Source organism: Rhizobium sp. L43 (assembly GCF_002531725.1).
Taxonomy (GTDB): domain Bacteria; phylum Pseudomonadota; class Alphaproteobacteria; order Rhizobiales; family Rhizobiaceae; genus Rhizobium.
This window is the reverse complement of the sequence record NZ_NWSQ01000029.1, coordinates 73720-92991: the sequence shown is the minus strand read 5'-3', so window position 1 is coordinate 92991 and position 19272 is coordinate 73720. Positions and strand designations below refer to the sequence as shown.

20 protein-coding genes are annotated in these 19272 nt (G+C 61.7%); 11 read left to right on the top strand and 9 right to left on the bottom strand.

Features of this window, described 5'->3' with window-relative positions; genetic code table 11:
- Nucleotides 1-74 precede the first annotated feature (74 nt).
- The 3 genes from CO667_RS28330 to CO667_RS28320 all read right to left on the bottom strand — a co-directional run bounded on the left by CO667_RS28330 (nucleotide 75) and on the right by CO667_RS28320 (nucleotide 3061).
- Entirely contained in the window at nucleotides 75-989 is a 915-nt protein-coding gene (locus CO667_RS28330) for a cytochrome c (RefSeq protein ID WP_097621556.1), read from the bottom strand.
- Between the two features lie 137 nt (nucleotides 990-1126).
- A complete protein-coding gene (locus CO667_RS28325) occupies nucleotides 1127-1567 on the bottom strand; it encodes a cytochrome c (protein ID WP_018241227.1) in 441 nt (146 codons plus the stop codon).
- 459 nt (nucleotides 1568-2026) lie between these two features.
- On the bottom strand, nucleotides 2027-3061 hold the full coding sequence (locus CO667_RS28320; RefSeq protein ID WP_097621555.1) for a LacI family DNA-binding transcriptional regulator: 1035 nt from the start codon (nucleotides 3059-3061) through the stop codon (nucleotides 2027-2029).
- Between the two features lie 160 nt (nucleotides 3062-3221).
- Here CO667_RS28320 and CO667_RS28315 point away from each other — a divergent pair, with 160 nt between their 5' ends.
- From CO667_RS28315 to CO667_RS28290, 6 genes are all read left to right on the top strand, one after another.
- Nucleotides 3222-4796 carry a sugar ABC transporter ATP-binding protein gene (locus tag CO667_RS28315; RefSeq protein ID WP_097621554.1) on the top strand — a complete coding sequence of 525 codons (1575 nt, stop codon included), beginning with the start codon at nucleotides 3222-3224 and terminating at the stop codon, nucleotides 4794-4796.
- Complete coding sequence (locus tag CO667_RS28310; RefSeq protein ID WP_097621553.1) at nucleotides 4796-5806, top strand: ABC transporter permease; 1011 nt, start codon at nucleotides 4796-4798, stop codon at nucleotides 5804-5806. The genes CO667_RS28315 and CO667_RS28310 overlap by 1 nt, the downstream gene beginning before the upstream one ends.
- Nucleotides 5807-5907: 101 nt before the next feature.
- Nucleotides 5908-6831 carry a sugar ABC transporter substrate-binding protein gene (locus CO667_RS28305; protein ID WP_097621552.1) on the top strand — a complete coding sequence of 308 codons (924 nt, stop codon included), beginning with the start codon at nucleotides 5908-5910 and terminating at the stop codon, nucleotides 6829-6831.
- Between the two features lie 109 nt (nucleotides 6832-6940).
- Entirely contained in the window at nucleotides 6941-7945 is a 1005-nt protein-coding gene (locus CO667_RS28300; protein ID WP_097621551.1) for a Gfo/Idh/MocA family oxidoreductase, read from the top strand.
- On the top strand, nucleotides 7942-8901 hold the full coding sequence (locus CO667_RS28295) for a sugar phosphate isomerase/epimerase (protein ID WP_097621550.1): 960 nt from the start codon (nucleotides 7942-7944) through the stop codon (nucleotides 8899-8901). Before CO667_RS28300 ends, CO667_RS28295 begins: the two co-directional genes overlap by 4 nt.
- Nucleotides 8902-9010: 109 nt before the next feature.
- Nucleotides 9011-9298: a MurR/RpiR family transcriptional regulator gene (locus tag CO667_RS28290; protein ID WP_097621549.1), complete on the top strand. Its 288-nt coding sequence runs from the start codon at nucleotides 9011-9013 to the stop codon at nucleotides 9296-9298.
- A gap of 92 nt (nucleotides 9299-9390) precedes the next feature.
- Here the strand turns inward: CO667_RS28290 and CO667_RS28285 are convergent, their stop codons facing one another.
- Nucleotides 9391-10026 carry a LysE family translocator gene (locus CO667_RS28285; RefSeq protein WP_097621548.1) on the bottom strand — a complete coding sequence of 212 codons (636 nt, stop codon included), beginning with the start codon at nucleotides 10024-10026 and terminating at the stop codon, nucleotides 9391-9393.
- A 131-nt stretch (nucleotides 10027-10157) separates the two neighbouring features.
- On the opposite strand from CO667_RS28285, the gene CO667_RS28280 reads away from it, so the two are divergent.
- Entirely contained in the window at nucleotides 10158-10850 is a 693-nt protein-coding gene (locus tag CO667_RS28280; RefSeq protein ID WP_097621547.1) for a YafY family protein, read from the top strand.
- A gap of 376 nt (nucleotides 10851-11226) precedes the next feature.
- On the opposite strand, the gene CO667_RS28275 is transcribed toward CO667_RS28280, so the two are convergent.
- Together CO667_RS28275 and CO667_RS28270 are read right to left on the bottom strand one after the other, a co-directional pair.
- Complete coding sequence (locus CO667_RS28275; RefSeq protein ID WP_097621546.1) at nucleotides 11227-12072, bottom strand: metallophosphoesterase; 846 nt, start codon at nucleotides 12070-12072, stop codon at nucleotides 11227-11229.
- Between the two features lie 139 nt (nucleotides 12073-12211).
- Nucleotides 12212-12814, bottom strand: coding sequence for a superoxide dismutase (locus tag CO667_RS28270; protein WP_003569477.1), 603 nt, complete (start codon nucleotides 12812-12814; stop codon nucleotides 12212-12214).
- 211 nt (nucleotides 12815-13025) lie between these two features.
- Between CO667_RS28270 and CO667_RS28265 the strand changes: the two genes are divergently transcribed.
- The 3 genes from CO667_RS28265 to CO667_RS28255 all read left to right on the top strand — a co-directional run bounded on the left by CO667_RS28265 (nucleotide 13026) and on the right by CO667_RS28255 (nucleotide 14909).
- Nucleotides 13026-13352, top strand: a complete 327-nt coding sequence (locus CO667_RS28265; RefSeq protein WP_097621545.1) for a hypothetical protein — start codon at nucleotides 13026-13028, stop codon at nucleotides 13350-13352.
- A gap of 106 nt (nucleotides 13353-13458) precedes the next feature.
- Nucleotides 13459-14112 carry a class I SAM-dependent methyltransferase gene (locus CO667_RS28260; protein WP_097621544.1) on the top strand — a complete coding sequence of 218 codons (654 nt, stop codon included), beginning with the start codon at nucleotides 13459-13461 and terminating at the stop codon, nucleotides 14110-14112.
- A 65-nt stretch (nucleotides 14113-14177) separates the two neighbouring features.
- A complete protein-coding gene (locus CO667_RS28255) occupies nucleotides 14178-14909 on the top strand; it encodes a sulfite exporter TauE/SafE family protein (RefSeq protein ID WP_097621543.1) in 732 nt (243 codons plus the stop codon).
- 15 nt (nucleotides 14910-14924) lie between these two features.
- On the opposite strand, the gene CO667_RS28250 is transcribed toward CO667_RS28255, so the two are convergent.
- Nucleotides 14925-15269 (bottom strand): nuclear transport factor 2 family protein, encoded by a 345-nt coding sequence (locus tag CO667_RS28250; protein ID WP_097621542.1) that lies wholly within the window; start codon nucleotides 15267-15269, stop codon nucleotides 14925-14927.
- A gap of 332 nt (nucleotides 15270-15601) precedes the next feature.
- On the opposite strand from CO667_RS28250, the gene CO667_RS28245 reads away from it, so the two are divergent.
- Nucleotides 15602-16843, top strand: coding sequence for a multidrug efflux MFS transporter (locus tag CO667_RS28245; protein WP_097621541.1), 1242 nt, complete (start codon nucleotides 15602-15604; stop codon nucleotides 16841-16843).
- A 32-nt stretch (nucleotides 16844-16875) separates the two neighbouring features.
- On the opposite strand, the gene nadE is transcribed toward CO667_RS28245, so the two are convergent.
- A complete protein-coding gene (gene nadE, locus CO667_RS28240) occupies nucleotides 16876-17709 on the bottom strand; it encodes an ammonia-dependent NAD(+) synthetase (protein ID WP_097621540.1) in 834 nt (277 codons plus the stop codon).
- Between the two features lie 354 nt (nucleotides 17710-18063).
- Nucleotides 18064-19269: an adenylate/guanylate cyclase domain-containing protein gene (locus CO667_RS28235; RefSeq protein ID WP_097621539.1), complete on the bottom strand. Its 1206-nt coding sequence runs from the start codon at nucleotides 19267-19269 to the stop codon at nucleotides 18064-18066.
- Between the last annotated feature and the right edge of the window lie 3 nt (nucleotides 19270-19272).

Below are 19272 nucleotides of genomic sequence, written 5' to 3'. Positions count from 1 at the left end.
GCACCATCAAGCCTGACGAATGCGCAAACTACTTCACAAACGCTGGCTATGCTTCCGTCAAAACGTGAAACGCTCTAATGGCCCGGCACCGCCTTCAGATAGGCGGCGATCGCCTCGCGGTCGGCGGCCGGCAGATGGGCGATGTTCTGCTGCACATCGACCATAGAGCCGCCGACAGAATCGAAATCGGGGGTGAAGCCGGTTTCGAGGTAGCTGGCGATATCGGCCTCGCTCCAGCCGCCGATGCTCTTGGAGGCCGGGGTGATATCGGGTATGCGGCCCTTGCCTTCCGGATTGGGGGCGCCGGCGAGCCACTGATCCGCCTGGAAGCCGCCGAGCGCATCGCGCGGCGTATGGCATTCGCCGCAATGACCGGGGCCTTCGACGAGATATTGCCCGCGCTTGATCTTGTCGTCGCTCTTGGCGAGCGCGACACGCGGCTGGTCGTTGAAATAGAGGAATTTCCAGCCGCCGAGTGCCAGCCGGATGTTGAAGGGGAACGGCAGCTCATGCGGGGCCGCGACATTTGCGCTCTTCGGCAGGGTCTTCAGGAAGGCGAAGAGATCGTTGACGTCCTTATCGCTCATGCGGGAATAGGAGCTGTAGGGAAAGGACGGGTAGAGGTGCTCGCCACCCGGGCCGACGCCGCGCTTCATCGCATTGCCGAACTCGGCCAGCGTCCAGGCGCCGATGCCGGCCTTTTCATCCGGAGAGATGTTCGGCACGTGGAAGGTGCCGAAAGGGCTCTTCAGCGCCAGGCCGCCTGCAAGCGTCAGCTTTGCATCGCCTTCGGAACCCGGTGCTGCATGACAGCTGACGCAGCCGCCTGTCCAGAAAACCATCTGACCGTTCGCCAGGTCCGGCGCGCCGAGACCCGCCCAATGGCTCTCCGGCAGCGGATCGGGTGCGGTGACGAGATAGAAGGCGCCCCCGCCAAGCACGGCGACGCCGATCAGACAGAGCAGTAACCGGATGAACCTGCGGACCATGCTCCGCCTCCCCTTTGCCGAGATTTTCCTGTGCGGAGCGGTTCTGCGACCAGCCCGCACCGGCGGAGAATAAGGTGATCCGCGCCGGCGGCAAGGCCGGCGCGGGTCGCGTATCAAGTTCCAGATCAAACGGCCTATCAATCCTTGATGCGATAGGCCTTGTGACAGCCGCCGCAATTGGCGCCGAGCGTGTTGACCGTGGCGCCGACGGCGGCGGCATCGGCCGGAAGCTGAGCGAGCGCGGTTTCGGCGTCGGTGGAGAGCTTTGCGGCGCGCGCCTTGAAGTCATCCATGTTTTCCCAGATCTTCGGGCTCGCCTCTTCGTCGCCCGTTTCCGTGCCCGGCTTGAACTGGTCGGGGAAAACCTTGGCCGTTGCGGCAATCGTCGTCAGCGCCGCCTTCACCGCCTCGGCGTCATAGGGCTTGGTGCCCTTGGCGATGGCTGCCAAGGCCCCGGCCGAACCGCCGATCTGCTTCATCAGCGCAATGCGCGAATCATGAGTACCGTCGGCGGCGGTCACCGAACCTAAGGCTATTCCGGCCATCGCTGCGGCGGCAGCTACTGCTTTCCAATTCATATTCCTCTCCATTTCTCCTCGGCCAAGTGGCCGGAGGCCAATCTGCACCGGGAGCATGACAAAATCCATGGCGGCAGACAGTCACGTTTTGCCGGATTGTCATAAAAACAATGTGATAAGCAGCGAGCAGACCAGAACGGGCCAGTGCCAGATAGGCCGCCAACACCACCGAACGAAAACAAGGGACCGCGGTTGCCTTTCCCAAGGCGGCGCTGACTTACGACGATAGCCTCGGGAGCGCGTCATGATCGACAATGGACCGTGCTAAGCCTCAGAGGCATTTGCTCGCGCTCGCCGCGAAACTCTGTCTCAGGCACGTCCGAAAAAGTCCCTATACGCCAAAAACCAATGGCAAGGTCCCCGCTACAATTGGCATCGACCGCATGGCAGCCTAAAATACGACAATCCGGTCGCCTGCGCGCGGTATCTGAGCCGTTTTGAATCGCGTGCAGAGAAGCTTCAAATATTCGTAGCAGTGTAAAATTCAAACGGCACGATGTGCTGCGAAACGGTCGGTGATCGGTTGGTATCGAGAGCTTGCGCCATTGCACGCACCAAGGTCTCCCCCAACTGCTTTGCCGGGTGAGATAGGACGACCTTGATCAATCCCTCAGCAAGACCGGCTTTTGTTTCATTTGTGAGCTCGTGTGCTATTACAACAAGGCGTTTGGCTGCCGGCCCACCATCCTCCCGCAGGGCTCGCATCACGCCCGTGATGCCGCCGCCGGCAACATAAAGCCCGACCCAATTCGGCTCGGTCTGCAAAAGGTGGCGCGTGGCCTCATAGGCAATTTCGGGCTCTTCAAGAGTTGCAACCGTCTCCAGCATCTTGAAGCCCGGCGCGCTCTCCCGGAAGTACGATCGAAAGCCCATTTCGTTCAGCTCTTGGGCGAGATATCGGTGACTGCCGACGAAGACGGAAACCTTCCCGCCGTCCTTGTTCAGCCCAGCTATGAACCAAGCGGCCGTGCGGCCCTTTTTGATGCAGTCGTTGCCGACATATCCCGCGCGAGAGGCGGTGGAAATATCGGAAATCATGGTCACGACCGGAATGCTCTCTGCTGCAAGACCATCGACGGCGTGGTTCACCTGCGGGTGGTCGGAGGTGATCATTCCAATGACGTCGGCTTCGCGACTGAGAGCGTAGATCGCCTCGGCAGCCTTATCAGGCGCAAGATCGTCCATGAATCTAACGATGGGCCTTCCGTGGGCATCGGGAAATGCTTCGGTCGCCGCAACGAGAATGTCGCCCCACATTTGATAGAGCTTGCGGTGAGACTGCTTGAGAAGGAAGCCGAACTTAATCACGGGCTTGTCGTGCTGGAGTCGCCGAGCAATGGCCGTCACGCCATGGAAGCCGATCTGGCGGGCGGCGTTAAGAACTCGCTCCGCCGTCTGTGGGCGCACGGGGTCGCGACCGTTCAGCACGCGATCGACTGTTGAAATGCTTACATTCGCGGCCTTTGCCAAGTCGGGGATCGTTGGGCGTGACATAATAAGCCTCTCATAATCTGACGTTATTTATGAGAGTTTTTGGGAGAAAAATCCACCGGTTCGTTGACACTTTCCAGAATTTTCGCAATTTCGTCTTTCAGTAAAAGCCAGTTTGGCGGGAGGGCTTGGGAGAGCTCTCTCATCTGGAGGAAATACTCTCATGTCTGCGACCTTACAAAAGGTGGCGCCGCTTTCGGGCGGCGAAGGCCATCGCACGCCTATAGATAGCGGAGCCGGCTTCGTTCTTGAAATGCGCTCAATCACCAAGGCCTTCCCTGGTGTTCTCGCGCTCGATGGCATGAGCCTGAAGGTTCGTGCCGGCACGGTCCATGTCCTCGTCGGGGAGAATGGCGCGGGCAAGTCGACGCTCATGAAGATTCTAAGCGGTATCTACGCGATCGACGGCGGAGAGATCCTTTTCAGAGGCGAAAAGCTCGACCATCAGAGCGCCGCAGCTGCGCTGGACCGAGGGATCTCGATGATCCATCAGGAACTCAGCCCGGTGCTCGACATGACCATCGCCGAAAACATCTTTCTCGGCCGCGAACCCACTTATAGCAGGACGGGCGTTTTGTCCCGGTTCGTCGATTTCGATCGCATGAATTCAGAGACGCAGGCGCTGCTCGATCGTCTTGGGCTGAAATACAGCCCCCAAACCAAGATGCGCGACCTGTCCATCGCGACGATGCAGCTCATCGAGATCGTCAAGGCGATTTCGCGCGAGGCCTCGCTGGTGATTATGGACGAACCGACGTCGGCGATCAGCGACACGGAAGTCGCGATGCTCTTCAGGCAGATCGCAGACCTGAAAGCGGCAGGCGTCGCGATCATCTACATCACCCACAAGATGGACGAGATCTTCCAGATCGCCGACGACATCACGGTGATGCGTGACGGCCAGTTCGTCGCAGCCGCCCCGGCGAGCGAATACGAGCCGGCAAAGCTGATTTCGCAGATGGTTGGCCGCACGATCTCCAGCATCTTTCCGAAAGAGGAGGTGCCGATCGGCGATGTCGTCCTTTCCGTCGAGAACCTCTCGCGTGACGGCGTTTTCGAAAATGTCAGCTTTGAGGTGCGTGCCGGCGAGATCATTGGCCTTTCCGGCCTGATCGGCGCCGGCCGGACGGAGGTCGCCCGGGTGATCTTCGGCTTGGACGCCGCGGACGCGGGCGTCATCCGCCTGAACGGCAAACCGCTAAAGCTCACGTCGCCGAAGGACGCCATTGCCGACGGCATCGCCATGGTCTCGGAAGATCGCAAGGCGGAAGGTCTGGTGCTTTGCCGGTCCGTCGGCGAGAACATTTCGCTCGCGAACCTCAAGAAGTTCGCTTCCGGCCTCTTTATCAGCGAGCGGCAGGAAGAGACCGCCTCCCAGCGCATGATCAAGATGCTCCAGATCAAGACGCCCGATACGGCAATGATCGTGGAGAACCTCAGCGGCGGCAATCAACAGAAAATCGTTCTGGCCAAGTGGCTGCTGGGTGATCTGAAGCTGCTCATTCTCGACGAACCCACACGAGGCATCGACGTCGGGTCGAAATCCGAAATTCACAGACTGATGACCGAGTTCGCTCGTCAGGGGCTCGCGATCGTCATGATCTCATCCGAGCTTCCCGAGATCCTCGGCATGAGTGATCGCGTGGTGGTGATGAGCGAAGGCCGGGTCACCGGCGAACTAACAAGAGCCGAGGCCACGCAGGAAAACATCATGCGCCTCGCCACGGGAGGACACTGATGAGTATTGAACGCGCAGACGCGGCCGTGAAACGAGAGGGCCAGGTGATTTCAGGCTCTCGGACCATGAGTTTTTCCCAGATCTACCGCAAATGCGGTACAATCCTGATCTTCGTTGGTATCTGCATCCTTGCCTCGATCCTGAGCCCGACATTTCTGACAGAAGCCAACCTCACCAACGTCCTGCGTCAGGTCGTCGTGGTGAGCCTCCTGGCGTGCGGCGTCACTTTCATCATCATTCTGGGACACATCGACGTCTCACTGGGATCTGTCCTGGCACTCTGTGGCGTCTTGGCGGCCAGCGTGATGGCCATGACCGGAAGCGTCATTCTGGCTGTCGCCGCGGGCGTTGCAGTCGGGATTGTTACCGGCATCATCAACGGCTTCGTCGTCACTTTTTTCCGCATCCCGTCGTTTATCATGACATTGGCCATGACGACGGTGGCACGCGGCACGGTGCTGCTTTACACGGGCGGTTCGCCGGTGACGGGACTGGGCAATTTCAAGGTGATCGGCCAGGGCTCGCTCGGCCCGATGCCGATTTCCGTAATCATTCTCGCGGCGGTCGTCGTCCTATCCTGGATTCTTCTCAACAAGACCAAGTTCGGCCGATACGTCTATGCGGTCGGCGGCAATGAGCGTGCCGCTCGCGCTTCCGGCATCAATCCGGACAGCATCGTCGTGAAGGCCTTCATCTTCAACGGCATCCTGTGCGCCGTCGCAGGCATCGTCCTCATGTCTCGCATCAATTCCGGGCAGCCGGCCGGCGGCGTCGGCTACGAGTTCGATGCGATCACCGCGGTGGTCGTCGGCGGCACCAGCCTGATGGGCGGCACCGGAACCATCACCGGTACGATCATCGGGTCGATGATCATCGGCGTCATCAACAACATGCTCAATCTCATGAATGTCAGCTCGTACTGGCAGCAGATCATCAAGGGTCTGATCATCGCGATCGCCGTGATCCTCGATGTCTGGACCAAGTCTGCCCGCAGCAAGAAGAAGGCATGACCGATGTTCTTCGGCGGGCCAGCGCCTGCTGAGGAACCACCTCTTTGTCGGCGGGGATTTCCCGCATCCGGAATGAACCTGAAACTCTATGGGAGGACCCTATGAAAGCCATTTCCAAACTCGCTCTCGCGTGCGCCATATCCGTTGCCGCGATCTCCAGCGGTGCTGCATTCGCCGCGGACAAGTTCGTCGTCGGTTACGCCAACATGGCGGATACGGACGTCTTCGTCATGGCGCGCAAAAACGCCTTCATCGAAGCGTCGAAATCCGATCCGGCAGTCGAAGTGAACTTCTCCGACGCCAACAACGACGTCAGCAAGCAACTCGATCAGATCGACAACTTCATAGCGCAGAAAGTCAACGCGATCGTCGTCGTCCCGGTCGACTACCAAGGCATTGTACCGGGCGTCGAGAAGGCGAACCAGGCCGGCATTCCGGTCATCGCTCTCGGCATCCAATCGGCAGGCGGCAAGTACACGTTCGTCGGCTCGAAGAACATCGATGCCGGCCGCCTTCAGGGCGAGTACATGAAAGAACACCTGCCGAAGGACGCCAAGATCCTCTACCTCGAAGGCACGCCGGGGCTCTCGCACACGCAGGAGCGCAAGAAGGGCTTTGAGGATGCGCTCGGCCGTTCCGACGTGGCCACTCTCGCCAGCCTCTCGGCCAATTACGACCGCGCGGAAGGCATGAAGGTCACGGAGGACTGGATCCAGAGCTTTCCGAAGTTCGATGCGATCGTCGCAGCCAACGACCAGATGGCGCTCGGCGCGCTGGAAGCACTTCAGGGCGCTGACCGTCTCAAGGGTGTGATGATTTCGGGTGTCGATGGCACGGCCGATGCTCTGAACGCGATCAAGGCGGGCGCCATGTCGCAGACCATCTTCCAGGACGCCGCAGGCCAGGCGAAGGCCGCCTTCGAGGTCGTGGAAGGCCTGAAAAAGGGGGAGGATGCTCCGGCCGAAAAGCTGGTGCCGTTCGCGTCGATCACCAAGGACAACGTTGATCAATACGCAAAGAAGTAAGGCCCTCCCAAGGGTGCGTGCCGGGATGGGGTTCCCGGCACGCATTTCGCACGAGGAGGCGTAATGCTTGCCGCAAATCGCTGATTCTCTAACGACAGGAAATATCGAAATGACAACAAGGATCGCCGTCATCGGGGCAGGACTGATGGGAGCCGATCATGCAAAAATCGTCGCGGAAGATCTGCCAGGGGCGAGCCTCCAGGTCGTTTGCGACATGGATGCGGACCGCGCCCGCAAGGTGGCGGACGCCTACAGCGCTCACGATGTCGACTCCGACCCCGACCGGGTCGCCGCTCGTCCCGATGTGGACGCAGTGATCATCGCAAGCCCCGATTTCACGCATGCGCCCCTGTCTCTGTCCTGCATAAGAGCCGGCAAACGGGCTCTCTGCGAAAAGCCGCTGTCGCAATCTTCGAAAGAATGCCTGGAGATCATGCAGGCGGAAGAAGCCGCGGGATCGAAGTTCATAATGCTCGGCTTCATGCGCCGCTTCGATCAATCCTATGTCGAAATGAAGCGGGCTCTGGCGCATGGCGCAATTGGCCGCCCCCTGATGATGCACAACTTTCATCGCAATGTCGCGACGCCCGCGTCGGACTTCACCGGAGCGATGGCGATCACGAATTCCGCCCCGCACGAATTCGATGTCGTCCGACACGTACTCGATACTGAATACGTCTCGATCTCTGCCTTCCAGCCGAAGCGATCCGATGCGCTGGTCGCACCGGTTTATATGGTGCTCGAAACGGCGGATGATCAACTCGTCAATATCGAGATCAACAACAACGCAGCCTACGGATACGACGTCCGCGCTGAACTGGTGGGCGAGAAGGCAACAATCGCCATGAACGCAGTCAACTACACCCGCGTCGACCGGGAACTCGGCCAGAGCACAAGCTACGAGGCGGATTGGCGCGGCCGCTACGCCGAAGCCTATCGCCGCCAGAACCGCGCTTTCATTCGGTTCGTCGAGACCGGAGTCTTCCCGCGCATCGCGTCGAGCAGTTGGGATGGATATTGTGCCGCAAAGGTCGCCGAAGCTGGCGTCAGAGCCTTGAACGACGGCCGCAAGATCCCCGTCGAAATGATTACCAAACCGGAGTTTTACGCATGAAGCTTGGATTCGTATCAGACAGCCTCGGCGGCCTGCCCTTCGAGGCGATGCTGGATCACGCGCAAAGGCTGGGCGTCTCCGGGGTCGAGGTCAACACCTGCGGCTGGTCGACGGCGCCGCATTTCGATCTATCGACGATCCTGCGGGACAGGAACGCGCAGAAATCCTTCCTCGGAGCTTTCGCCGACCGGGAACTGGAAGTGATAAGCTTGAACGCCAACGGAAATCCCCTGCATCCAACCGATCTTGCCCAGGGACGAGGTCTGGAGGATACGATCCGCGCAGCCGGCGCGCTGGGGATCAAGACGGTCTGCGCGATGTCGGGACTTCCAGCCGGGAATGCCACCGATACGATGCCGAACTGGGTGGTCTCCTCGTGGCCGCCGGAGACGCAGGCGATCCTTCGCTATCAGTGGGAGGAGAAGCTCCTCCCGTACTGGATCAAGATCGTGGCGCTGGCGAGGGGTCACGGGGTGGAACGCATCGCGCTGGAACTGCATGGCAATCAGTGCGTCTATAACGTCCCCTCGTTGTTGAGACTGCGAGAAGCCGTTGGCCCGGTCGTCGGCGCGAACCTGGACCCGTCGCACCTCTTCTGGATGGGTGCCGATCCTCTTGTCGCCGCAGAAGCACTCGGCGAGGCCGTATACCACGTTCATGCAAAGGATACCTTCCTCAACACCGCGAAACAGGCCGTCACAAGCCTTTTGGAAAACGGTGGCCTGATGAACCTCCCTGCGCGTAGCTGGTCCTACATAACACTGGGATTTGGCCATGGCGAAGAATGGTGGCGGCAGTTCTGCTACAGGCTGAGGATGGCCGGTTACGATGGCTGGCTCTCGATAGAGCATGAGGATGTGCTTCTGAACAGCCTTGAAGGGCTGGAAAAGTCCGTAGCTCTGTTGCAGGGCGTGATGCCGGTTGCTGCCAGCGATTTCAAGCCGCAGGCGATCTAGTCGGAGCGAAACGCGTCCGATTTCACTTTGCGCATCTCATGTGAGGCGCCGCCTCTGTGCAGGCTTCGACTAAGATTGCGTAATGGCGGCTCTTTTGAAAGTGCACGCAATGCTAAAGGATCGGAACTCTCCTCCTCCCTCAACAGTGCAAGAACTGAAGCACCTAATCGCCAGCCGGCGGCTGGTATTTCCCATCAGTCTCGAACGGGTCGCAAGGGAGATTTTGGAAAGACCTGAGATAACGGCCTTTGAAAGTGCTGCCGCGGTTGCGCGTAGGTGCGGCGTTTCTCCAACAACGGTCCATCGGCTTGTACGGCACATTGGATTTCAGACATTCGGCGAGTTTCGCGCGATGATAAGAGAAGATCTGTGCAGCACCTCCGCAAGTCATCGCTGAAGATGAAGCGACTTTCGCCGCTGCATCCGCCTCAATCGGCAGATGCGGCAACGGTGCTCGACGATCGGGCTGAAGTGGCAGGACCTCGAGGCTCAGGCGCTTTTCCACCCCTGCCAGAGGCTGAAGGCGGAGACTGCAACCAGCAGCAGTCCGGCGAAGCGGCCGACAAAGGCGGTGACGTCGGGGTTGGCGACGAGCAGATCGCGGCTGCGGCCGGCTGTCATCGCCAGCGTGCCGTAGATGGCGAACTGGGTGACGATAGTCATGGCGCCCATGATCAGCCCCTGCATCCAGATCGGGCCGTATTCCGGTCTCAGGAACTGCGGATAGACGGCGAACATGAAGATATAGGCCTTCGGATTGACGAGACAGGTGACGGCGCCCTGGCGGAAGGCGCGCCAGCCGGAACGTGCCGTTCCCGGCCCGACCGCCTCGACGGTAATCGAACTGCGGATCAGCGAAATGCCGATCCAGATCATGTAGGCGACGCCGGCAAAGAGCAGCACGTTGAAAAGCTGCGGCAGCATGGTGACGAGCACGCCGACGCCGGCCGCGCCATAGGCCGAATGCACGGCGCCGCCGGCCATGATGCCGCCGGTTGCCGCGAGCCCGCGCTTGACGCCGCCGGTCAATGAATTGGCGAGCACGAAGAGCATGTCCATACCAGGCACGATGATGATGCCGAACAGAAGGGTGAAGAAGAGCCAGAGGTTTTCGTGATAGTTCATGTCAGTTACCGCCTTGGGGTTCTGCGGGCCGTTTTGAAAGACCCTGATTGTTTTCAATCTGATAGGCAGCTCTATACGGGAACCCAACTGACAGTGTATTGTCAGGAGCGTTGCGGATGGGAGAGGCAAAAATGCGCAAGGCCTCGCGGCTTTTCGAGATCATTCAGATCCTGAGGCTCGCCAGAAAACCGATGACGGCGGCTGTCATGGCCGAGACGCTCGAGGTGACCGTGCGCTCGATCTATCGCGACATCGCAGCGCTTCAGGCGATGCGGGTGCCGATCGAAGGCGGGCGCGGCATCGGCTACATCATGCGGCCGGGCTTCGACCTGCCGCCGCTGATGTTCTCGATCGAGGAGATGGAGGCGATCGTGCTGTCGCTGGCGCTGCTCGAACGGACGGCGGACGAGGAGCTGAAACAGGCAGCGCGCCGGGTCAACCGGAAGATATCAGGCGCCGTGCCGGCGCCGCTGCGCCAGGCGATGGACAACAAGGCGCTTTACGCCTGGGGCTCGATCGCGCAGCCGGCCGGCTTCGACCTGGCGATTGTGCGCCGCGCGATCCGTGACGAACGCAAGCTGATGCTCGGCTACCGCGACGAGCTCGGCCGCGAGAGCGAGCGGACGATCCAGCCGGTCGCGCTGATCTATTATTCGCAGACCGCCAATATCGTCGCCTGGTGCGAGCTGCGCCAGGCGATCCGCAATTTCCGCAGCGACCGGGTGGAGCGCTGCACAACCAGCGAGGATTTCTTCAAGGGCGACGGCGACCGCCTGCGGGAACTCTGGACCAGCGGCTGGACGGAGAAGGCTGTGCCTGCCTGACGCGTGGCGTGAGACACGAGCGGGGGGCAATGTCATCTTTGACACCAGAAAGCTTCCTTCCCGGGATTCGACGCCTCGCTCCAGTGACATCTTGGACGCCTGCCCCGAGAGGGCTGCCGACATTTGCCCCACCCTCCGTCATCCTCGGGCCTGACCCGAGGATCCACGCCGACCTCCATCAGCAGCGGGCATGGATCCTCGGCTCAAGGCCGAGGATGACGGAGGGTGGGGGTGCGTTCCGCTAAACTCGCCGCCGGCGCGTTGGGTGCTTTATCGGGGAAGCACCCCGCATTACCTCGGTCAATTGCTGTTATGGATACGTGGAACAAGCCCGAGCATGACGAGGTTGGCAGACTTCGTCAGCAATCTTTCGCCGCTAATAAACCAGCGTGCGGCTCTCTTCCCGGCCGAAGCCGCGGATTTCGATGCGGTCGGCATGGACCTCGACGATCGCGAAGGCGTTTTGTGTTTCGGTGTCGACGACGCCCTTGAAATTGACAAAGTGGCAGGCGCCGGCCTTGCCGTAATTGCCGACGTGGTCGTGGCCGTTGAGATAGGCGACCACATGACCCTGCGAAGCGAGCAATTCGACGATGCGTTCGCTGTCCCACATGCCGTGCTCACCCGGCGGATGCACCGGATAGTGATTCATGACGATCACCTTCTCGCCGGCCTCGGCCGCCTTTGCGATTTCATCAGCCAGCCAGGCGAACTGCTCGTTGCTGAGCGCGGCATTCCAGCGATGGGCATTCTTAGCACCTTTGGCCTGCAGCGCCGCCAGCATCTCGGCGGCCAGCGTGCGATGCGGATGGCCTTCGGGCGGCGCGAAGGTGCTGACCTCGTTGCCGTCGAGCACGATGAAACGCCAGCCGTGGCGGAAGAAGCTGTAATAGGGCGACGGCATGCCGAGACGCGTGGCGACTTTGGAGAGATGGCCCGAGGAGACGGAGAAATCGTGGTTGCCGAGCAGGAACAGCGCTTCGTGCCTCAGCTTGTCATAGACCGGCAGGATATCGTCAAAGCTTGAAAAGCTGCGGTCGATGACATCGCCGAGCGTCATGACAAAGCTCAATTCCCAGCCATTAAAAACCTCGATCGCCTCGGCGAGTTTGGCGAGGCTGTTGGCGTAATGGCGGTCCATGGCCGCATGCGGCGGGATCGCGGCATATTGCGGGTCGGCGATGATGCCGAAGCGGAACAGGGGAGAAGCGGAAGAGGACATGGAGCGTGATTAGGAGCGGCCGGTGACATGGATATGACGGCTTGTCGTGAAAACGAAACACCCGGCGCTTGAAACGCCGGGTGCTGAATTCTAAGAGGCGAATTGACATCGCCGCCGATGGCGGCGCGTCCGGTGCCGCTTACTTCGTGGCTTCTTCGTAACGTTCCAGGACGTAGTCCCAGTTGATCAGGCTATCGACGAAGGCTTCGAGATATTTCGGGCGGGCGTTGCGATAGTCGATGTAATAGGAGTGTTCCCAGACGTCGACGCCGAGGATCGGGGTGGCGCCGTGAACGAGCGGGTTTTCGCCGTTGGGGGTCTTGGAGATTTCGAGCTTGCCGTTCTTGACGGAAACCCAGGCCCAGCCGGAGCCGAACTGGGTGGCACCGGCATTGGCGAAATCGGCCTTGAACTTGTCGTAGCCACCGAGATCGGAGGCGAAGGCCGCTTCGAGCTTGCCCGGCAGCTTGTTGCCGCCGCCGCCCTTCTTCATCCACTTCCAGAAATGGATGTGGTTGTAGTGCTGGGCGGCGTTGTTGAAGAGGCCGGCATTGGTGCCGAAGGACTTCTTGACGACGTCTTCGAGCGACAGGTCCGAGAGACCGGCTTCAGCGGCGAGCTTGTTGCCGTTGTCGACATAGGCCTTGTGGTGCTTGTCGTGGTGGAACTCCAGCGTTTCCTTCGACATGAAGGGAGCAAGCGCTTCGTAATCATAGGGAAGTTCAGGCAATTCGAAAGCCATGTCAGATCTCCTCTTGGCAATAGATTGCGTCTCGGCAGGTGAGGCGGAACATAGGAGGGGAAAGGGGGAGAGGCAACCGGCGAAATATCAAAAAGCGACCGGCCGGAGGAAAATTTGCCTCAGTTGCGGGGCTTGAATCGTTTCGACAAATCGCCTGGGTTGCCCGCCCGCGAAAACCGCTTTGCCTGTAAGAGATCAAGGGAGACCCGATATGAACAGGAATATAATCCAGCTTCTCGTTGCCGCCGCGCTGCTTTCGCTCTCAAGTGCCGCGCATGCCTCCTCCGACGAGGCCTGGAAGCAGCTTGCTGCCGACGTCGAGGCCAAATGCAAGCAGGCGGCGGTCACGATCGAGAAGCCCGCCGCCACCGTCGATCCCTTCGGCAGCTCGCATTACGGGCTCGCTTTGGTGACGGGCAAGCCGAAGGGCGCCAAAGGGCTGATCGCCCAGATCTGCGTTTACGACAAGGAAAACAAGTCCGTCGAGATCGGCAGCGAGCTGGACGCCAAAAAGCTCGGGCTGATGCCGGCAAAATAGGCTGCCGCCGGGCTCGCCGCCATACGAATCTGTGCCTTGCGTCACATTCCGCGGGGAACCGAAACCTACTCTCAGGAGTTGAAGGTTGGGTTAGGGAGGCGCCGACATGTCAGAGTTCCGCAACCGGGCGGAAGATCAGCAGAAAATCTATCAGCGCTGGGCGCCGGTCTATGACCGGGTCTATCGCGGCATCCTGCGCGATGGTCACCGCAAGCTGGCGGCACTCGCCGCAGCAGCCGGCACCGATATTCTCGAGATCGGCGTCGGCACCGGCCTGACGCTTGGGCATTACCCGCGCCACTGCCGGGTGACCGGCATCGACATTTCCGAACATATGATCGCGCGGGCGCGCGAAAAGGCAATACGCGAAAATCTTGAACATGTGCAGGCGCTTGAGGTGATGGATGCGCATGCGCTGCGCTTTGCCGAGGAGTCTTTCGATGCGGTCTGCCTGCCCTTCGTCATCACCCTCATCCCCGAGCCCGAACGGGCGCTCGACGAATGCGCCCGGGTGCTCAGGCCGGGCGGCGAGATCATCCTTGCCAGCAAACTCGGCGACGGCGCCGGTCTGCAGGGCGCGATCGAGACGGCGGTGGCGCCGCTGGTGCGCCACATCGGCTGGTCATCCGCCTTCCGCATTCATCGCATCCTCGCCTGGGCCGAGCGTCGCGGCGATTTTGCCGCTGCCGAGGTCCTGCCGGTCTTTCCGAACGGCTTCTTCAAGATCGTCCGGCTGAAGCAGCGCGGGCTTGCCGCCTGAGAGGGGATTTTTTCCCCGTATCCGCGGCTTCCACTATAATGCCGGCATTCGCCCGAGGGGACCGCATGACATCGGACTTCTTCCTTTTCATCGTTGTGGGCTTCTGCGCGCAGATCGTCGACGGCGCACTCGGCATGGCCTTCGGCGTGCTGTCGACGACGAGCCTTCTCGCCTTCGGCGTGCCGGCCGCCAATGCCAGCGCCATGACGCATGTGGCGGAAATGTTCACGACCGCCGCGTCCGGCCTTTCGCATGCCTATCATCGCAATGTCGACTGGCGTCTGGTGGCGCGGCTCGCACCGGCCGGCATGATCGGCGGCGCGATCGGGGCCTATCTGCTCGCCAATATCGACGGCAAAACGATCGCGCCCTTCGTGTCGGTCTATCTGATCGCGATCGGCCTCCTGATCCTCTACAAGGCGTTTCGGCCACCGGGCAAGCGCGAGGTGCGCGACTGGGCCGTGCCGCCCGTCGGACTCTTCGGCGGCGTGCTCGATGCGATCGGCGGCGGTGGATGGGGACCCGTCGTCACCAGCACGCTGGTCGGCCGCGGCCACGACCTGAAGCGGGTGATCGGCTCGACCAACTTCACCGAATTCGCAGTAACGCTGACGATTTCGCTGACCTTCATCCTGACGCTCGGATGGTCGGAACTGAATTCGGCGATCGGCCTGATCATCGGCGGCGTCATCGCCGCCCCTTTGGGCGCCGTCCTCGTCAAGCGGCTGCCGGTGCGGGCGCTGATGGTGGCGGTCTCGATGATCATCATCGCTACGTCAGCAATACGGATCTTCTAAGCCGTCTCAGCGAGCTCACAGCGTCCGGCCGAAATAGACCTCCACCGAGGCGATCCTGTCACCGCGGAAGCGCAGGCTCTCGATGTTGCCGAAGCTGCCGCCCTCCAGTTTTTCGGCGCGGTAGCGAACCACCGCCTCGTCGCCGTCGACCGCCAGGAATTCTATGTGGATCGCGCGGAAGAACGGCTCCTTCGGCCAGCAGCGCTCGAAATAGGTGGCACGGTCGATATGGTCGTCACGCGGACTGGAGAAGGTGAAATCCTCCGTCAGCAGGGCGCCGGCGATGTCCTTGCGGTCATCGAGATAAGCGGCGTAGAGATTACGGACTGTCTGTTTTCGGGATGTGCGCATGTCGCTCATGGCAATGTCCTCGGATTAACTGATTGCATCATGCAATCAGTCATGTTCTAGCACTTTCGCCGGAGAGGGTCCAGCTTACGGCGGCAATTTGCAAAGACAGGCCACCAATGCGGAAACCCCGTCTTGAAGGACACGCCAGAAGGCGGTTATATCAGCGCGTGCCCGCCCTGGAACGACGAGCGCATGCTCCGCCAGGCCCGTGCGCTCGACCTCGAAAAGCTCGATCTCAGGACAGTTTCACCCGCGCCGATCTCCTCGTCGCGGCAAAGGGTACATCGTTTTATCGGGCACGGCCGAACCCGCGCCGCGCGATCAATGCCGAGGCCGAGAGAATGACCGATACGCAATGGGAAGCCGCCAGCGCCAAACCGGGCTCGATCTACTGGAAGCGCAACCTCGCCATCTCGCTGATCGGCTCCTTCACCACGATCGTGGCGATGACGCTGCTGCTTCCCTTCCTGCCGCTTTATGTCGAAGAGCTCGGTGTGACCGACCATGCGGCGATCGTGCAATGGTCGGGCATTGCCTATGGCGCCACCTTCCTTGCCGCCGCTCTCGTCGCGCCGCTCTGGGGCCGGCTCGGCGATATCTATGGCCGCAAGCTGATGCTGGTGCGCGCCAGTCTCGGCATGACGCTGGCGATCTCGCTGATGGGCATGGCCGGCAATGTCTGGCAATTGGTGGCGCTACGCCTCTTCGTCGGGCTTGCCGGCGGTTATGCCTCCGGCTCGATGGTGCTGGTGGCGACGCAGACGCCGAAGGACCGCTCGGCCTGGGCGCTCGGCGTGCTCTCCTCCGGCATCATGGCCGGCAATCTCGTCGGGCCGCTGATCGGCGGGGCGCTGCCGCCCGTCATCGGCATCCGCGGCACGTTCCTCGCCGCCGGCGCCATGATCTTCCTCGCCTTCCTCGCCACTGCCTTGCTGATCAAGGAAGAGAAATCGCCGGCCCGCAAGCAGGCCGCCAAGGCCAGCGGCGGCTGGAAATCCATTGCCGACAAGCGGCCCGTGATCGCCATGCTGGCGACCGGCATGCTCTTGATGTTCGCCAATATGTCGATCGAGCCGATCATCACCGTCTATGTCGCGCAGCTCGTGCCCGTCGAAGCCCAGGTAACGATCATATCGGGCGTCGTCATGTCGGCCGCCGCCCTCGGCAGCATTCTCTCGGCCTCATGGCTCGGCAAGCTCGCCGACAGGATCGGCCACTGGCCTGTCATCGCAGGCGCGCTCGCTGTCGCCGGGCTGCTGCTGATCCCGCAGGCCCTGGTCACCAGCTCCTGGCAGCTGATCATCCTGCGCTTCCTGATGGGCGCGGCACTTGGCGGGCTGCTGCCCTGCATCACTGCTGTCATCCGCCACAGCGTGCCGGACAGTGCGGCCGGCAGCATTCTCGGGCTTTCCATCTCCTCGCAATATGTCGGCCAGGTCGCCGGCCCCATCCTCGGCGGCTTCGTCGGCGGGCATATCGGCATGCGCTCGGTGTTCCTCGGCACCTCGGTGCTGCTTCTGGCTGGCGCTGCCTATGCCTGGATGGTGCGGCCGAGGGATGCGGAGAGATCCCGCGCTGCCTGAGAATGGGGCCAGCGGATGCAGACCGACGATCGTCAGAGCGTGTTGACGGCGACCGGCAAGGCGCGCTTGTGAGCGGTCGCCCGATAGGCGGCGAGGATGCGGCGGCGGGCGATCTCGCCGACCGGCTTGCCTTCGAGAAAATCGTCGATCTCGTCATAGCTGACGCCATAGGCCTCCTCGTCGGGGCGCAGCGGGCGCTGGTCCTCGAGATCGGCGGTCGGCACCTTGAACACCAGTTCGTCCGGAGCGCCGAGCCGCTTTGCCACCAGGCGGACGCGGCGCTTGTTGAGGCCGGCGAGCGGCAGGATATCGGCGGCGCCATCGCCGAACTTGGTGAAGAAGCCCATGACCGCTTCGGCGGCATGATCGGTGCCGATCACCAGGCCGCCGAGGGCGCCGGCCAGGGCGAACTGGGCGATCATCCGCTGGCGGGCCTTGATGTTGCCGAGGATGAAATCCTGCCGGCCGGCATCGGCAAAGGCGAGACCGCCGTTTTGAGCCGCGGCCAGCATCGCATCCGCCGCCGCCTTGATGTTGACCACCATCGAGCGGTCGGCGCCGATCGTTTCCAGCGCCCGCGCCGCATCGGCCTCATCCGCCTGGACACCATAGGGAAGGCGCACGGCGATGAATTCGGCCGCATGGCCACTGTCGCGCAGCTCGCGCACCGCCTTCTGGGCCAGCAGCGCCGCCGTCAGCGAATCGACGCCGCCGCTGATGCCGAGGACATAGCCGCGCATGCCGGAGGCGACCAGATAATCCTTGAGGAAGGCGGTTCGGCGCTCGATCTCGTGCTCGGGGTCGATCTCGGCGGCGACGCCGAGTTCACGGACGATGTCGCCTTGTTCGTCGAACAGCACATTCATAAGCCTCTTCCTCCCACTTATGGAATTTCGGTGCCACTATGGCGAAAAGATGGGAGAAGGCGAAGGCGTTTCGGGCAGAGCTGCCATGCATTTGGTGCAAGCGGGCATTGGGACGCAGTATCTCTGAGCTGGGCGGGCTACCCCCCTCTGCCCTGCCAGGCATCTCCCCCACAAGGAGGGAGATTGGCTGGGCGCGGTGGCTTCCCCAAACAACTGGCCGTCACATGAATCGTAAATTTAGGGCGAAGCATGGCTTCTTGCCGATCTCCCCACCTGTGGGGGGTCCGAAGGACGGGTCGAGACCCGTGGCTCGACCCCGGGGCCCGGCAGGGCAGAGGGGGTGGCGTCGGGCACCTACCGCACAATCGTGAACAGCTCCACCGGCTCGGCAAACCCCTTCAGCACATGCGCCCCGACCGACACCACATCCCCTGCCCCGGCTTCCTGACGGAACGGCTCCGACATCAGCAAGGCTTCTCCCAACTCGCTGCAGGCGGTCTGGATGCGACTGACCAGGTTGACGTCGCCACCGATCAGGGTGAAGTCGAGGCGGCGGCCGGAGCCGACATTGCCGTAGCTGACCTCGCCGTAGTGCAGGGCGATGCCGGCCTTCACACCGATGCCCTCATACTGGAAATGGTCGATCTCCTCGAGGATGGCGCGGGCCGATGCCAGGGCGGCGCCGCAGGAATGGGCGGCATCGTAACCCGGGAAGAAGGCCAGCACGGCATCGCCCATGAACTTCAGCACTTCGCCGCCCTCGCGGGTGATCGCCGGCACGATCCTGTCGAAATAGGCGTTCAGCAGCCCGAGCACGGTGCTGCCGGGCAGCCGGTTCGACAGTTCGGTAAAGCCTCTGAGATCACAGAGCAGCAGGGCTGCCTCCATCGATTCGATCTCGTCGCGGCGGATGCGGCCGGCCAGGATCCGGCTTGCCGTCAGCGGGCCGATATAGGTATCGAGCAGGCTGAGCTCGACCTGGCGCAGAATCCGCAGCTCGCTGGTGTTGCGCAGCGCCGGCAGGATGCGCTCGATCACCTGACGCTCGGGGGCGGTGAAGCCGCCCGGCCGTTTCGTGCCGAAGACGGCGGCACTGACCGGACCGTCGACATTGCAGAGCGGCGCGATGACGAGCTGCATCAGGCCGCGATCGGCGAAGACATCGATATGCTGCCAGCGGCCATGCACGCTTTCTCTGGTATCGACCACCAGCGGCTCGCGGGTTTCCATGACCTTGCGCAGCGGCGTATTTGATATGGCGACCCGGGCGCCGTGTTCCCGGTCGTGGATCTCGACCGGCTCGCCCGGCGCCCAGGCGATGGTGCGGCCGATGAACTCGGGATGCAGCGTCATCAGATGCAGGGTTAGCCGCTCCACAGGCAGGCCGAGCGCCTGAAGCCTGCGGCCGAGGCCTGAGACGAGGCCCGCTTCGTCGAGCGCGTGGCATTCGTCACCGGAAAGCCATTCGATGATCGAGAGCAGCGCCGCGGCGCTGACGGCTTGGCCGGCGGTTTTCGTTTGGAGCCTGTCGGTATCGGCAGCGTAAATCGCAGTTGTCATGGC